Origin of the sequence: Streptomyces camelliae, assembly GCF_027625935.1 — a bacterium.
Classification (GTDB): domain Bacteria; phylum Actinomycetota; class Actinomycetes; order Streptomycetales; family Streptomycetaceae; genus Streptomyces; species Streptomyces camelliae.
The window spans coordinates 4,888,060-4,902,007 of record NZ_CP115300.1; the positions used below are offsets into that span (position 1 = coordinate 4,888,060).

The following is a 13,948-nucleotide window of genomic DNA, read 5'->3' on the forward strand; positions in this document are numbered from 1 at the left end:
CGTCGCCCCGCCCTGAGCCCCCCGCGACAATAACCAGATGCGGTACAGAATCCTGGGCGTAACCCAAGCAGAAGACGACCAGGGCACCCCCGTACCCCTCGGCGGCCGGCGCCTCCGCACGCTCCTCACCGCCCTCGCCCTCCGCCCCGCCCGCACCACCACCCCCGAGACCCTGATCGACGAGATCTGGGCGGACGACCCGCCCCAGGACGCCCCCGCCGCCCTCCAGGCCCTCGTCGGCCGTCTCCGCCGTACCCTCGGCCGCCACACCATCGCCTCCACCCCGGGCGGCTACCGGCTCGAAGCGACCGAGGACGACATCGACCTGTACGTCTTCGAGCGCCTCGCCCACACCGGCACCAAGGCCCTCGCCGCCGGCGACCCGGCCACCGCCCACCGCACTCTCACCGAAGCCCTCGCCCTCTGGCACGGCCCCGCCCTCGCCGACCTCCCCGACCGCACCGCGGCCACCCGCCCGGAGGCCCTGCGCCTGGAGGCGACGCGCGCGCGGGCCGCCGCCGCGCTCGACCTCGGCTGCGCCCAGGACCTCGTACCGGAGCTGAGGGAACTCACCACGGCCCAGCCGCTGGACGAGCCCCTGCACGCCCTCCTCATCCGCGCCCTGCGCGACAGCGGCCGCCCCGCCGACGCCCTCGCCGCCTACGAGTCAGCCCGCCGCGCCCTCGCCGACACCCTCGGCACCGACCCGGGACCGGAACTCCAGGACCTGCACGCGTCGTTGCTCACACAGCGGGAACCGCGCCCGCCGAGGCTCACCCCCGCCCCCGCCCAACCCCCCGAGCGCACCGGCAACCTCCGGCCCCGGCTGACGAGTTTCGTCGGGCGGGAACCGGAGCTCGAAGCCATTCGTTCCGACATGCACAGGGCCCGCCTGGTCACGCTCACCGGACCGGGCGGTTCGGGAAAGACCCGCCTCGCCGAGGAAGCCGCCGCAGGGCTGCCGCAGGCATGGCTGGTCGAGCTGGCCCCGCTCGACCACCCCGAGGCGGTGCCCGGCGCGGTGGTCAGCGCCCTCGGTCTGCGCGAGACCGTGCTGCTGACCAACGAACTGGCGACCCCGCAGGCCGACCCTGTCGCCCTGCTGATCGAGTACTGCGCCCCGCGCAGCCAACTCCTGATCCTTGACAACTGCGAGCATGTCATCGGCGCGGCAGCCGACCTCGCCGAGACCCTCCTCACCCGCTGCCCCGGGCTCACGATCCTCGCGACCAGCCGTGAACCTCTGGGCGTCCCCGGTGAGTCGGTACGCCCGGTCGAGCCCCTCGTCCCGGAGCAGGCGCACCGCCTCTTCGCCGAGCGCGCGAAGGCCGTCCGTCCCGACGCCGGCGCGGCGCTCGCCGACACCGAGGCCGTGGCGGAGATCTGCCGCCGCCTGGACGGGCTGCCGCTCGCCATCGAGCTGGCCGCGGCCCGGCTCAGGCTGCTGACCCCACGGCAGATCGCCGACCGGCTCGACGACCGCTTCCGCCTGCTCACCTCCGGAAGCCGCACGGTCCTGCCCCGCCAGCAGACCCTGCGCGCGGTCGTCGACTGGTCCTGGGACCTGCTGGACGAGCGCGAGCGCACCGTGCTGTGCGAGGTGTCCGTGTTCGCCGGCGGCTGGGACCTCGCAGCGGCCGAGGCCGTGTGCACCGGCCCGGCGGCCGACCTGATCGGCGCCCTGGTCGACAAGTCCCTCGTGGTCTCCGCCCCGGACCCCACCGGGGGCATGCGCTACCGCATGCTGGAGACCATCCACGAGTACGCCGGCGAGCGCGCGGCCGAGGTTCCCGGACTGCGCGCCGCGGCGGAGCGCCGGCACCGCGCGTGGGTGCGGGCGCTGGTCGAGGAGGCCGAGCCGCTGCTGCGGTCCGCGGCCCAACTGCCGTGGATCTCCCGGCTGGAGTCCGAACTGGACAACATCCGGGCGGCACTGGACCGCGCGGTGCGCGCCGGCGACGAGGCGGAGGCGGGCGCGATCGTCCTCGCCATCGGCTGGTTCTGGTGGCTGCGCAACCACCGCCAGGAGGCGGTCGCCTGGGTCCGCCTGGTCCTGCGCCTGGGCGTGGCCCTGGACAGCCTGCCCGCGTCCGGCATGCCGGACAGCCTGCGCACCGGCGGCGGTCTGGCGGCACTGGTCGAGGAGGCCGATCCGATCGGGGCCTTCCTCGCCTCCCCGGTCGGCGAGGCCGGGCATCCGCTGCGGGAGCTGCGGATGGACCTGCGGATGCTCGACCTGTTCCTGACCTCCGAGTCGAGCGCCGATCACCTCTCCGCCGACTCCCGGGCCCCGCAGTACATCGCGCGCGTGCGGGCCGCATACGAGCACGGCGGCCCCCAGGCGGCCCGGCTCCCGGGCATCGTCTGGCCGCTGACCGCCTGGTATCTGGACGGCTCGTCGGACATCGGCCCCGACATGGCCGCAGCCGTCGCCAACTGCCGCAGATACGGCGGCGACTGGGAGGTCGGGGTCGCCCTGATGTACCGCACGCACGTGGTCGTCGACTCCCCGGGCAACCTGCGGGGCGTGGACGAGGACCTGGCCGAGCTGCGCACGCTCAGCCGGCGCGTCGGGGACCGCTGGATGCGGGCGCAGGTGTGCAGCGCGGCCGGCGAGGCGGCCATGGCACGCGGCCGCTTCGAGGACGCCGGCGGCGAGTACGAGGAGGCGCTGCGCCTCGCCTACGAGGTCGGCGCCTATGCCGAGTCGCCGTTCCTGATGGCGCGGCTCGCCGAGATCGCCTACCGCTCCGGCGATCCGGTCTCCGCGCTGGCCGCCCTGGACGAGGTGGGGGTGGCCGCCGAGCGGTACGCGGTGCACGAGGCGGCCGCCTTCGTGCTGCTGATGCGCGCCCAGATCGCCGTGCAGGAGGGGCGGACGGCCCGCGCCCGCGAGCTGTACGAGGAGACCCGCGCGGTGGCGCGCGGCGGGACCCCGCCCCCGCAGTTCGGGGCGGTTCTGCGGATGGTCGAGGCGCTCGTCGTCGCCGACGAGTCGGGTCCCGCGCGCGGGCTGCCGATCCTCGCCGAGGCGCTGCGCGAGGCCGTGGCCCAGCGGTGCGCCGAGTCGATCACGGCGGGGCTGGTGGACACCGCGGCCTGGCTTCTGGCCCGGAGCGGTGACCTGGCGTGCGCGATCCGGCTGTACGCCGCCGCGGACTGCTGGCGCGACGGCAACCCCCGCTCCCAACCGGAGCGCGACCAGGCCGCCCGCGTGCACGCGGACGCCCGCGCGGCCCTGCCGGACGGCCGTTACGCGGCCGAGCGCGCGCGAGGCGCGTCCCTCGGCGTGGCCGAGGTACTGCGCGAGCTGGAGGCCCGGGAGACGGCTACCGGCAGGTGAACCGGGACTCCGCCCAGTCCGCGAGAGCGGCCTCGTCGAAGGCGTTGCTGTGCGGCTCCACCACGAGCCGTACGGTCTTGCGCCCGGTCAGGTCGACATGGACGGGGACGGCCCGGTCGTGTCCCTTGACCATCCTCGACCGCCACAGCCGTACCCCGTCGGCGTAGACGGAGAACGACACCTTGCCGAGGCCGAGCGTCATGTCGTCCACCCCGGCCTGCGCGTCGAAGGCGACGCACTGACGGTTCAGGGCGATCGTGACGGAGGACTCGCCGTGCACGGTCACCCCGTGCGCGTACTCCTTGCCGTCGATCGACATGCCGTAGCGCTGCCACACCCAGCTGCTCGCGCCGAGCTGGATCTCGGGCTTGGTGCCGTCGCCGTCGACGTCGTAGTTCAGCTCGCTCACCTGGTAGACGGTGAGCGCCGGCGGCGGAGTGGGCGTCGGGGTGGGGGTCGGCGTCGGCTTCGGCGAAGGGGTCGGCTGCGGCGAAGGGGTCGGCGTCGGCGTGGGCTTGGGGGCCGGCGTGGGGGTGGGTTTCGGAGTGGGGGTGGGCGTCGGGGTCGGGACCGGGGCCGGCTCGACGGCGGGCACCACCGGCGGCGGGGTCGACTGGCGCTTCGACGGGGTCGGCCGCGGTGCCGGAGGCTGTACGGCCGGTGCGGACGGGGCCGGCTTGGCGATCTCCCTGGTCGGCGGATGGCTGTCGTTGATCAGGGCGAACGCCACCGCGGCGGCGGCCACCGCGACGACACCGGCCGCGATCCCTGCCTTCACCGGCGCCGCGAACCCCTCCGCCGCCGCGGCACCCCCCGCGCCGCTCGCCCCGGACGACCCCGTGGCCGTGGCCGCGGCCGCCGCACCGACGGCCCCGGCCCCCGCGCTGCCGGCGATGATGCCGAGCGCCTTGGCGTACCCGGCGGCCCCGAACCAGCCGATGACCGCGACCGGCACGACACCGGGGATACCGCTGGCGACCTCTTCGATCTGCGCGGCGGCCAGCCGGCACTTGGCGCACTCCTCCAGATGCTTGCGCAGGCCCCGCTCGGCACGGATGCGCAGCTTGCGGCGGGCGTAGCTGCCGAGCTGGTCGGCGTACCGGGCGCACTCCTCGTCACCGGCGAGGGAGGCGCTGACATGGGCCTGGAGGTAGGCCTGCTTGAGCCCCTCGCGCGCGCGGCTGGCGAGCACCCGGGTGCCGTTGGCGTCCAGCCCGAACAGCACGGCCACGTCGCTCGGGGACTCGTCCTCCACCTCGGTGTGCCACAGCACGGCCTGCCAGCGCTCGGGCAGCGAACGGAAGGCCTGCATCGCCATGGACTGCTCGGCCTCGTGCATGGCGCGCACGTCGGCGCCCAGGTCCAGGCCCGCTCCGAAGGAGCCGATGGACGCGGCGTCGTCGGACACCTCGGACGACCGTGAGGCCTGCTGGGTGAAGACGGCGAAGTCGTCGACGAGCTGCTCGCGCCGCGCGGACTTGATCCAGTTCGCGGCGACGCGTCGTACAGAAGTGAGCAGATAGGCCCGTACGGCGTGCTCGGGCCCGGCCCCGCCCCGCACGGCCTGCAGCATCCGGGCGAAGACCTCGGCGGTGAGGTCGTCGGCGGTGTGCCCGTCCCGGCAACAGGTGCGCGCGTACCGCCGTACGGCATCGGCGTGCCGCCGGTACAGCTCCTCGTAGGCGGAGTCGTCGCCCCCGCGCATCCGCTCGATCAGCTCGGCGTCGCCGGGCGGCATCTTCCGGGGCGGCAGCACACTGCCCTCGCGCTGCGCCGGCACGCTCTCCTCGGCCCGCCTGCCGGAGGAGGCCGCGCGCCCGCCCTGGCTCGGCACCTGGGGCGGGGTCACCCCGGTGGCCTCCGCACCCGCGTCGTCACCGCGTGACCCGTCCGACCCAGCCCAATCCGTCACCGGCTCAGAGTGCCACATGCCCTTTGTGCAAGGACCCCCGCTCACCGCATCCCACTCATCCGAGGGCTGCGGTCATCACAGGCGGCCGGGACATCACTCGAACGAGTGCGTCCCGAGCCGCATGCAAGGCGCCTGCCCGCACCGCCCATGAACCGTCACGGGCAGTGCGGGAGGCAGAACGGCGCATTACGCGGGACGCGACCGCAACCCCTCCAGCAGGATGTCCAGCAACCGCGCCGACGCCGCCGCCTGCTGCGCAGCATCCGGCAGGGACGGCGCCGCCGTGGCGATCACGAGCAGCACGTCCCCCACGGACACATCCGCCCGCAGCTCACCCGCGGCGCGGGCCCGCTCGACGAGCTGCCCGACCACATCGAGCAGTTCCCCGACCCCGCTGTCGTCGCCGGCCCCGGCGGACTCCCCGGGCACCAGCCGCAGTTCACCGTTGCCCGGCTGCACCCGCTGCTGCGGCACCCGAGGCTCTTCGGCGGCAGCCCCGGACGCACCCCCCTCGGCCAGACCGGCGGTGCCGACGAGCACCTGCGGCGGCAGCAGCCGCCCCGCCCCCGACGCCACCGACGTCCGCAGGAACCGGGACAGCGCCGACCACGGCTCGTCCTCCTGACCGAGCGCGGTGCGCGCCTGCTCGGTCAGCCGCGCGGTCTCCTCCTCGGCTATCCGCCGGACCAGTACGTCCTTGCTGGGAAAGCGCCGGTACACCGTGCCGACACCGACCCGCGCGCGCCGCGCCACGTCCTCCATCGGCGCGCCGTACCCCAGCTCGCCGAAGACCTCACGCGCGGCACGCAGCACGTGCTCCAGATTGCGCTGTGCGTCCACGCGCAGCGGTGTCGTACGCGCCCCGTCCGCGCGTCCGTTGCCGACCGCCGCGCTCACCGCCCCGCCGCCGGGTCCGACGGCGGCTGCGGATGACCAATGATGCGTGTCCTGAACATGCATGTGTTTCCCCCGGTAAATGACGTCTCCCCCCGGAGACTCCCCGCCACTGAATCCGGAGTGCGCGGAACTGACTTCGATCTCGACCGGGTCCGCCCGTCGCGAGCCCCGATCGACCACATTCCCTACACCCCGTCGACACACGAACATAGTTGAGCGAGAGTCAATTCAGAAGGGGCAGGTTCCGCACGGAGCGCCCCTCGATCGGAGTACGGGGCACATACACCCTGATTCCCCACCTTCGCACACTGTGACCCGCACCCGCTGACCTGCCCCCTTTCGTCCGCTCCGAGGACCGCGCCCGGCCCTGCGCACACCCGCTCGCCGGTCACACAAATTGCCGGGGCTGTGGACAAACAACAGCGCCGGGTGCGTCATGGGATGGTGAAGGAACGTGCGCGCATTCTGGTTGTCGGCGGCGGCTACGTCGGGATGTACACGGCCCTGCGTCTCCAGCGGAAGCTGAAGGCCGAGCTCAGGCGGGGTGAGGTCGAGATCACCGTCGTCACGCCCGACTCCTACATGACGTACCAGCCGTTCCTGCCCGAGGCGGCCGCCGGTTCGATCTCCCCTCGCCATGTCGTCGTACCGCTGCGCCGCGTCCTGGACCGGTGCCATGTCGTCATCGGCGAGGTGACCTCGATCGACCACGCGGTGCGCACCGCCGCCGTCACCACCCTCGCCACCGCCGAGGAGGGAAAACCGGCCGAACTCCTCGGTTACGACGAGCTCGTGCTGGCCCCCGGCTCGATCTCCCGCACGCTGCCCGTCCCCGGCCTCGCCGAGCACGGCATCGGATTCAAGACCGTCGAAGAGGCCATCGCGCTGCGCAACCACGTCATCGAGCAGATGGACATCGCCTCCTCCACCCGCGACCCCGCGATCCGCGACGCCGCCCTGACCTTCGTCTTCGTCGGCGGCGGCTACGCGGGCGTCGAGGCGCTCGCCGAACTGGAGGACATGGCCCGCTACGCCGCGCGCTACTACCACAACGTCCGCCCCGAGGACATGAAATGGATCCTCGTGGAGGCCTCCGACCGCATCCTGCCCGAGGTCGGCGCGGAGATGGGCCGCTACACCGTCACCCAGCTGCGCCGCCGCAACATCCAGGTGCTGCTGGAGACCCGCCTGGACTCCTGCGCCGACCGCGTCGCCGTCCTCAGCGACGGCCAGCGCTTCCCGACCCGTACGGTCGTGTGGACCGCCGGCGTCAAACCGCACCCCCTGCTCGCCGCCACCGACCTGCCGCTGACCGACCGCGGCCGGCTGAAATGCACCGCCCAGCTCACCGTCGACGGCACGGAACACGCCTGGGGGGCCGGCGACGCGGCCGCCATCCCCGACGTCACCGCCGCCGAACCGGGCACCCTGACCGCCCCCAACGCCCAGCACGCCCTCCGCCAGGCCCGCACCCTCGGCGACAACATCGCCCACGCGCTGCGCGGCGAACCCCTGGAGACGTACGCCCACCAGTACGCCGGCTCGGTCGCCTCCCTCGGCTTCCACAAGGGCGTCGCCCAGGTCTACGGGCGCAAGCTGAAGGGCTACCCTGCCTGGTTCATGCACCGCGTCTACCACCTCAGCAGGGTGCCCACCGTCAACCGAAAGGCCCGCGTGCTGGCGGAATGGACCCTCGCCGGGCTCTTCAAACGGGAGATCGTCTCCCTCGGTTCACTCGAACATCCCCGAGCGGAGTTCGAACTCGCGGCCGGTGGAAAGCCTCCTCACAGCCCCTCGGACGACCCGAAGGGGTCGTCCTGACCGGACCCAGGAACTCCACGGCCCGCTCCGGCGTCTGACGGATGTCGCCGCGGCCCGCCCCAGCAAGACCCTGTGTCCCCGCCAAGACCCTGCCAGACTGCCCCACGTCCGCGGACGGGCCACCCGCCCGCCACAGCACCCACGAGGCCTTCCCCACAGTGAACTTCACGCGCTGGAGCGCCCGGCTCCCCGGAACGCAGCGCCGCGCCGCCGCGCGGACCGAGACCCCGGTCTCCCCGGACCGGCGGGGAGAAGGCTCCGTGCCCGCGGCCCGCGCCGAGCCGCCCGCCGACGGCACACCCCCGGTGCCCGCCGTCGACGAACTGCCCGCGCGCGACGTCCTCGACCGCGTCCCGGCCCTGGTCGCCCTGGTCCACGGCCCCGACCACCGCATCGCCTACGTCAACGACGCCTACACGGCGGCCTTCGGCGTACGGCCGATGGGCGCACCCGCCCGCGAGGCCCTGCCCGAACTCGCCGAACTGGGCCTGCTCCCGCTCCTCGACCAGGTGCTGCGCAGCGGCAAGCCCCGCACCCTGAAGTCCCGCAAGGCCGTCGACGGCCGGTCGTACACCTTCACCTGCACCCCCGTCGCCGAGGACGGCGACCGCGACGGCGGCGTGCTGGTCTTCGCGACGGACGTCACCGACCACGCGGAAGCCGCCGAGCGCCTGCGGGCGAGCGAGCGCCGCCAGCGCGAAACGGCCGTCACCCTCCAGCGCTCCCTCCTCCCCCAGGAGCTGGAACAGCCCGACGACCTGCGCATCGCCGCCACCTACCAGCCCGGCGGCACGGAAGCGGCGGTCGGCGGCGACTGGTACGACGTCATCACCCTCGGCGGCGGCCGCACCGCCCTGGTCATCGGCGACGTCATGGGCCGGGGCGTGCGCGCGGCGGCGGTCATGGGCCAGCTGAGGACGGCCGTGCGCGCGTACGCCCGCCTGGACCTCCCCCCGCACGAGGTCCTGCAACTGCTCGACGGCCTGGCCATAGAGATCGACGCCAACCAGATCGCCACCTGCGTCTACGCCGTCCACGACCCCAACGAGGGCCGGCTGGTCTACGCCTCCGCCGGCCACCTCCCGATCCTGGTCCGCGACGAGAACGGCACGGTCTCCCGCGCCGACGAACCCACCGGCCCGCCACTCGGCACCGGCGGCTGGATGCACGCGTCGGGCTCGATCGCCCTGGGCCCCGGCTCCACGGCGGTCCTCTACACGGACGGCCTGGTCGAGCGCCGCGACGAGGACCTGGACGAGGGCATCGCGTCCCTCGAACGCGCCCTCGCGGGTGCCACAGGCACCCCCCAGGTGATCTGCGACCGCCTGGTCCGCTCGGCAGGCGTCACCGCCGACCACGACGACGACGTCGCCGTCCTGGTCCTCCAGCATCCCGCCCGTACGGGCCCCGACGGCGACCTCTTCCGCAACGCGGCCCTGGAACTCCTCGGCGGCGTGGAGGCGGCCCCACGCGCGCGTGCGTTCGCCTCCGGCGTCCTGACGAGCTGGCGCTTCCCCGCCGAACTCCAGGACCTCGGCGTCCTCGCCGCCAGCGAACTGGTCGCCAACAGCCTCCAGCACGGCACCCCACCGATGCGCCTGCGCCTGCGCCGCACCGACCGCCGTCTGATCATCGAGGTCACCGACGGCGACGACCACCTCCCCCGCCGCCGCCGCGCGGAGCCGGCCGACGAGTCCGGCCGGGGCATCGCCATCGTGGCGACCATCGCGTCCAACTGGGGTTCACGGCGGACACCGGGCGGGGGGAAGGCGGTGTGGTGCGAGTTCGTCCTGCAGAAGGGCTAGCGTCCTGGCCGCGGGAAGTCGTGCCGGGTGCCTGACGACTACGCGGCCAGGGACTGCGCGGGTGCCTCACCCCGGGCAACCACGCGGCTGGTGCGCAGCCACGGCCGGTCCTGCACCGCCGTGAGCCGCCGGCCGAGCCGCAGCGCCAGCACCGTGATGCCCAGCGAGAACAGCAGGAACGTCACGATGTACGGCGCGGGCAGCGAGGCGCCCATGGGACCGCCCACCGCCGGACCGACGGCCAGCGCAAGCTGCTTGACCAGGGCGAACGCCGAGTTGTACTGCCCGGCCATGCCCTCCGGCGCCAGATCGGCGACCAGCGGCGCGACGGTCGGGGACAGCATCGCCTCACCGAGCCCGAACAGCGCGTACGTCGAGACGAACGCGGCCGTCGCCATCTCCTGGCTGCCGTGCCCGAGCCCCGCGTACCCGGCGGCGACCCACGCCACCGCCCAGATGAGACCCACCCCGGCGATCACCCGCGACCGCCGGCGCCGCTCGACGAACTTCAGCACGGCGAACTGGGCGACCACGATCATCAGCGTGTTCGCGGCCAGTGCCGTACCGAGCGCGGAGGTCGATATCCCGGCCGCCTCGACGCCGTACGCGCTCAGCCCGGACTCGAACTGGCCGTAGCAGGCGAAGAACAGCACGAAGCCCAGCACGCACAGCTGCACCATGGCCCGGTTGCCGAGCAGCTGCTTCCAGCTGCCTTTCGCCGACTCCGCGGGCAGGTCCGCCAGCCGCGGCGCGTGCGGCATCCGCACCGTCGCCATCACCACGACCAGCAGCAGGAACATCGCCGCCTCGATCGCGAACAGCAGCGTGAACGAGGACACCTGCGTGGTGTCGACGAGATGGCCGCCGATGAGTCCGCCGACACCGAGCCCCAGGTTCTGCAGGAAGAACTGCGTCGCGAACGCACGCGAGCGCGTGTCCGCCGTCGAGCAGTCCACGATCATCGTGGCCAGCGCCGGCTGCATCACGGCCTGCCCGGCCCCGAGCGCCGCGGCCGACAGCAGTACGGCGGTGGCGTTGCCCGCGAGCCCCAGGCTCAGGGCGCCGAGCGCGGCGGTGACCAGGGCGGCGAGCAGGACCGGCAGCGGGCCGCGCCGCACGATCGCCCGGCCGGCGAACGGCAGCACGATCAGCGCGGCCACGGCGAAGACGGCGAGGACGAGCCCCGCCGTCACGGCACCCAGCCCCCGCACCTGCGCCACATAGACGTACAGGTAGGGGACGGTGAAACCGAGCCCGAACGCGCTGAGTGCGTTGCCCACGTGGATCCGGCGCATCGCTGCGCCCATCGCCCTGGTCACGTTCACCTCTCTCACTACTGAGATCTGAAGGAGTTAGATCTGAAGACTTCAAAGCTAAAGTTCGAAGCTAAAGAGTACACAGTCAAGGACTTCAAAGCAAAGGGAGTGCGTGCGATACTGCGGCCATGGCCGACACCCCCGGCGTCACGGAGCCGACCCTCGAAGAACAGATCGCCGCCTACCAGCGCGAGTTCCAGGACCTCGACCCCCAGGTCGAGAAGATCGTCTCGGCCCTGTCCCGGCTCAACCGCCGCATGAACGTCGCCTACGGCCGCCAGACCTCCGCCCTCGGCATCAGCAACGCCGAGTGGGAGGTCCTCAAGGCCCTGGTCCTCTCCGGCGTCCCGTACCGCATGGGCCCCAGCGACCTCGCCAAGCGCCTCGGCCTCACACCGGCCGCGATGACCCACCGGATCGACCGCATGGTCGCCGAGGGGCTCGTCACCCGGGAGCGGGACGAGTCCAACCGCGTCCGGGTGATCGTCGAGCTGACCCCCGAGGGCCGCGAGAAGTGGCTGGAGGCGATGCGCCTCGCCACGGTCTTCGAGGAGGACCTGCTCCAGGACCTCACCCCCGCGGAGCGCGCGGTACTGGGAGAGGTCCTCACCCGCCTCCTGCGCAGGGTGGAGTACGCCCAGCCGGACGCCGGCGGCCGCCTCACCGACCTGGATTAAAGATCTTGACAGCGGCTGTTGACACCGCCCTGCCCGATCCGTAAAGTTCTTCGAGTTGCCACGGAGCCGTAACGCTTCTGCGGCAACACTCTCGCCACGCGAGTGGCACCCCAAACCACCAGCACGATCTCCCGGACGGGTTGATTTCGGCGTGCCCGAATTCAATTCGAATAGGGACTCGGCGGCCCGATTGGGAATCGTCGAAGAGATCCGCTAAGGTTTGGGACGTCGGAACGGCCCAACGGACCGGGAAGACAAACCCCCTGACTGGGAGTCAGACACCGAAAGGATCTGATAGAGTCAGAACCGCCGGAAAGGGAAACGCGAGAGCGAGAACCTGGAAAGCACCGAGGAAATCGGATCGAGAAAAGATCTGATAGAGTCGGAAACACCGAAGGGAAGCCCGGAGGAAAGCCCGAGAGGGTGAGTACAAAGGAAGCGACCGTTCCTTGAGAACTCAACAGCGTGCCAAAAATCAACGCCAGATATGTTGATACCCCGTCTCCAGCATCTGCTGGGGCGAGGTTCCTTTGAAATAACACAGCGAGGACGCTGTGTGCGAGAGGATCATTCCTCCTCTTGCACCGCTCTCGTGGTGTTCATCCCGATCACGGGAAAACATTCACGGAGAGTTTGATCCTGGCTCAGGACGAACGCTGGCGGCGTGCTTAACACATGCAAGTCGAACGATGAAGCCCTTCGGGGTGGATTAGTGGCGAACGGGTGAGTAACACGTGGGCAATCTGCCCTTCACTCTGGGACAAGCCCTGGAAACGGGGTCTAATACCGGATACGAGGTTCGGAGGCATCTCCGATCCTGGAAAGCTCCGGCGGTGAAGGATGAGCCCGCGGCCTATCAGCTTGTTGGTGAGGTAATGGCTCACCAAGGCGACGACGGGTAGCCGGCCTGAGAGGGCGACCGGCCACACTGGGACTGAGACACGGCCCAGACTCCTACGGGAGGCAGCAGTGGGGAATATTGCACAATGGGCGAAAGCCTGATGCAGCGACGCCGCGTGAGGGATGACGGCCTTCGGGTTGTAAACCTCTTTCAGCAGGGAAGAAGCGCAAGTGACGGTACCTGCAGAAGAAGCGCCGGCTAACTACGTGCCAGCAGCCGCGGTAATACGTAGGGCGCAAGCGTTGTCCGGAATTATTGGGCGTAAAGAGCTCGTAGGCGGCTTGTCACGTCGATTGTGAAAGCCCGAGGCTTAACCTCGGGTCTGCAGTCGATACGGGCTAGCTAGAGTGTGGTAGGGGAGATCGGAATTCCTGGTGTAGCGGTGAAATGCGCAGATATCAGGAGGAACACCGGTGGCGAAGGCGGATCTCTGGGCCATTACTGACGCTGAGGAGCGAAAGCGTGGGGAGCGAACAGGATTAGATACCCTGGTAGTCCACGCCGTAAACGGTGGGAACTAGGTGTTGGCGACATTCCACGTCGTCGGTGCCGCAGCTAACGCATTAAGTTCCCCGCCTGGGGAGTACGGCCGCAAGGCTAAAACTCAAAGGAATTGACGGGGGCCCGCACAAGCGGCGGAGCATGTGGCTTAATTCGACGCAACGCGAAGAACCTTACCAAGGCTTGACATACACCGGAAAGCATTAGAGATAGTGCCCCCCTTGTGGTCGGTGTACAGGTGGTGCATGGCTGTCGTCAGCTCGTGTCGTGAGATGTTGGGTTAAGTCCCGCAACGAGCGCAACCCTTGTTCTGTGTTGCCAGCATGCCCTTCGGGGTGATGGGGACTCACAGGAGACCGCCGGGGTCAACTCGGAGGAAGGTGGGGACGACGTCAAGTCATCATGCCCCTTATGTCTTGGGCTGCACACGTGCTACAATGGCCGGTACAAAGAGCTGCGATACCGTGAGGTGGAGCGAATCTCAAAAAGCCGGTCTCAGTTCGGATTGGGGTCTGCAACTCGACCCCATGAAGTCGGAGTCGCTAGTAATCGCAGATCAGCATTGCTGCGGTGAATACGTTCCCGGGCCTTGTACACACCGCCCGTCACGTCACGAAAGTTGGTAACACCCGAAGCCGGTGGCCCAACCCCTTGTGGGAGGGAGCTGTCGAAGGTGGGACTAGCGATTGGGACGAAGTCGTAACAAGGTAGCCGTACCGGAAGGTGCGGCTGGATCACCTCCTTTCTAAGGAGCACTTCTTACCGGGTTCGCTCG

At 70.9% G+C, this 13,948-nt stretch carries 7 protein-coding genes and 1 rRNA gene; 5 read left to right on the forward strand and 3 right to left on the reverse strand.

Features of this window, described 5'->3' with window-relative positions; all coding sequences use genetic code 11:
• Positions 1 to 37: 37 nt before the first annotated feature.
• A complete protein-coding gene (locus O1G22_RS22265; protein ID WP_270082931.1) occupies positions 38 to 3,343 on the forward strand; it encodes an AfsR/SARP family transcriptional regulator in 3,306 nt (1,101 codons plus the stop codon).
• On the opposite strand, the gene O1G22_RS22270 is transcribed toward O1G22_RS22265, so the two are convergent.
• Both O1G22_RS22270 and O1G22_RS22275 read right to left on the reverse strand, forming a co-directional pair.
• Positions 3,330 to 5,273, reverse strand: coding sequence for a sigma-70 family RNA polymerase sigma factor (locus tag O1G22_RS22270; protein WP_428986387.1), 1,944 nt, complete (start codon positions 5,271 to 5,273; stop codon positions 3,330 to 3,332). The two genes, O1G22_RS22265 and O1G22_RS22270, sit on opposite strands and share 14 nt — an antisense overlap.
• Positions 5,274 to 5,441: 168 nt before the next feature.
• Positions 5,442 to 6,215, reverse strand: coding sequence for a TetR/AcrR family transcriptional regulator (locus O1G22_RS22275; RefSeq protein ID WP_270082932.1), 774 nt, complete (start codon positions 6,213 to 6,215; stop codon positions 5,442 to 5,444).
• 378 nt (positions 6,216 to 6,593) lie between these two features.
• Here O1G22_RS22275 and O1G22_RS22280 point away from each other — a divergent pair, with 378 nt between their 5' ends.
• Positions 6,594 to 7,973, forward strand: a complete 1,380-nt coding sequence (locus O1G22_RS22280; protein WP_270082933.1) for an NAD(P)/FAD-dependent oxidoreductase — start codon at positions 6,594 to 6,596, stop codon at positions 7,971 to 7,973.
• Between the two features lie 158 nt (positions 7,974 to 8,131).
• Entirely contained in the window at positions 8,132 to 9,778 is a 1,647-nt protein-coding gene (locus O1G22_RS22285; RefSeq protein WP_270082934.1) for an ATP-binding SpoIIE family protein phosphatase, read from the forward strand.
• Between the two features lie 38 nt (positions 9,779 to 9,816).
• On the opposite strand, the gene O1G22_RS22290 is transcribed toward O1G22_RS22285, so the two are convergent.
• Complete coding sequence (locus tag O1G22_RS22290; protein WP_270086493.1) at positions 9,817 to 11,073, reverse strand: MFS transporter; 1,257 nt, start codon at positions 11,071 to 11,073, stop codon at positions 9,817 to 9,819.
• A 149-nt stretch (positions 11,074 to 11,222) separates the two neighbouring features.
• On the opposite strand from O1G22_RS22290, the gene O1G22_RS22295 reads away from it, so the two are divergent.
• Both O1G22_RS22295 and O1G22_RS22300 read left to right on the forward strand, forming a co-directional pair.
• On the forward strand, positions 11,223 to 11,771 hold the full coding sequence (locus O1G22_RS22295) for a MarR family winged helix-turn-helix transcriptional regulator (protein WP_270082935.1): 549 nt from the start codon (positions 11,223 to 11,225) through the stop codon (positions 11,769 to 11,771).
• A 621-nt stretch (positions 11,772 to 12,392) separates the two neighbouring features.
• Positions 12,393 to 13,918: ribosomal RNA gene (locus O1G22_RS22300) — 16S ribosomal RNA — on the forward strand.
• Positions 13,919 to 13,948 lie beyond the last annotated feature (30 nt).

Bases quoted from the DNA above. Each gene is read 5' to 3' on its own strand.
- O1G22_RS22265 (WP_270082931.1), top strand. From the start codon at position 38: ATGCGGTACAGAATCCTGGGCGTAACCCAAGCAGAAGACGACCAGGGC.
- O1G22_RS22270 (WP_428986387.1), bottom strand. From the start codon at position 5,273: ATGTGGCACTCTGAGCCGGTGACGGATTGGGCTGGGTCGGACGGGTCA.
- O1G22_RS22275 (WP_270082932.1), bottom strand. From the start codon at position 6,215: ATGCATGTTCAGGACACGCATCATTGGTCATCCGCAGCCGCCGTCGGA.
- O1G22_RS22280 (WP_270082933.1), top strand. From the start codon at position 6,594: ATGGTGAAGGAACGTGCGCGCATTCTGGTTGTCGGCGGCGGCTACGTC.
- O1G22_RS22290 (WP_270086493.1), bottom strand. From the start codon at position 11,073: ATGCGCCGGATCCACGTGGGCAACGCACTCAGCGCGTTCGGGCTCGGT.
- O1G22_RS22295 (WP_270082935.1), top strand. From the start codon at position 11,223: ATGGCCGACACCCCCGGCGTCACGGAGCCGACCCTCGAAGAACAGATC.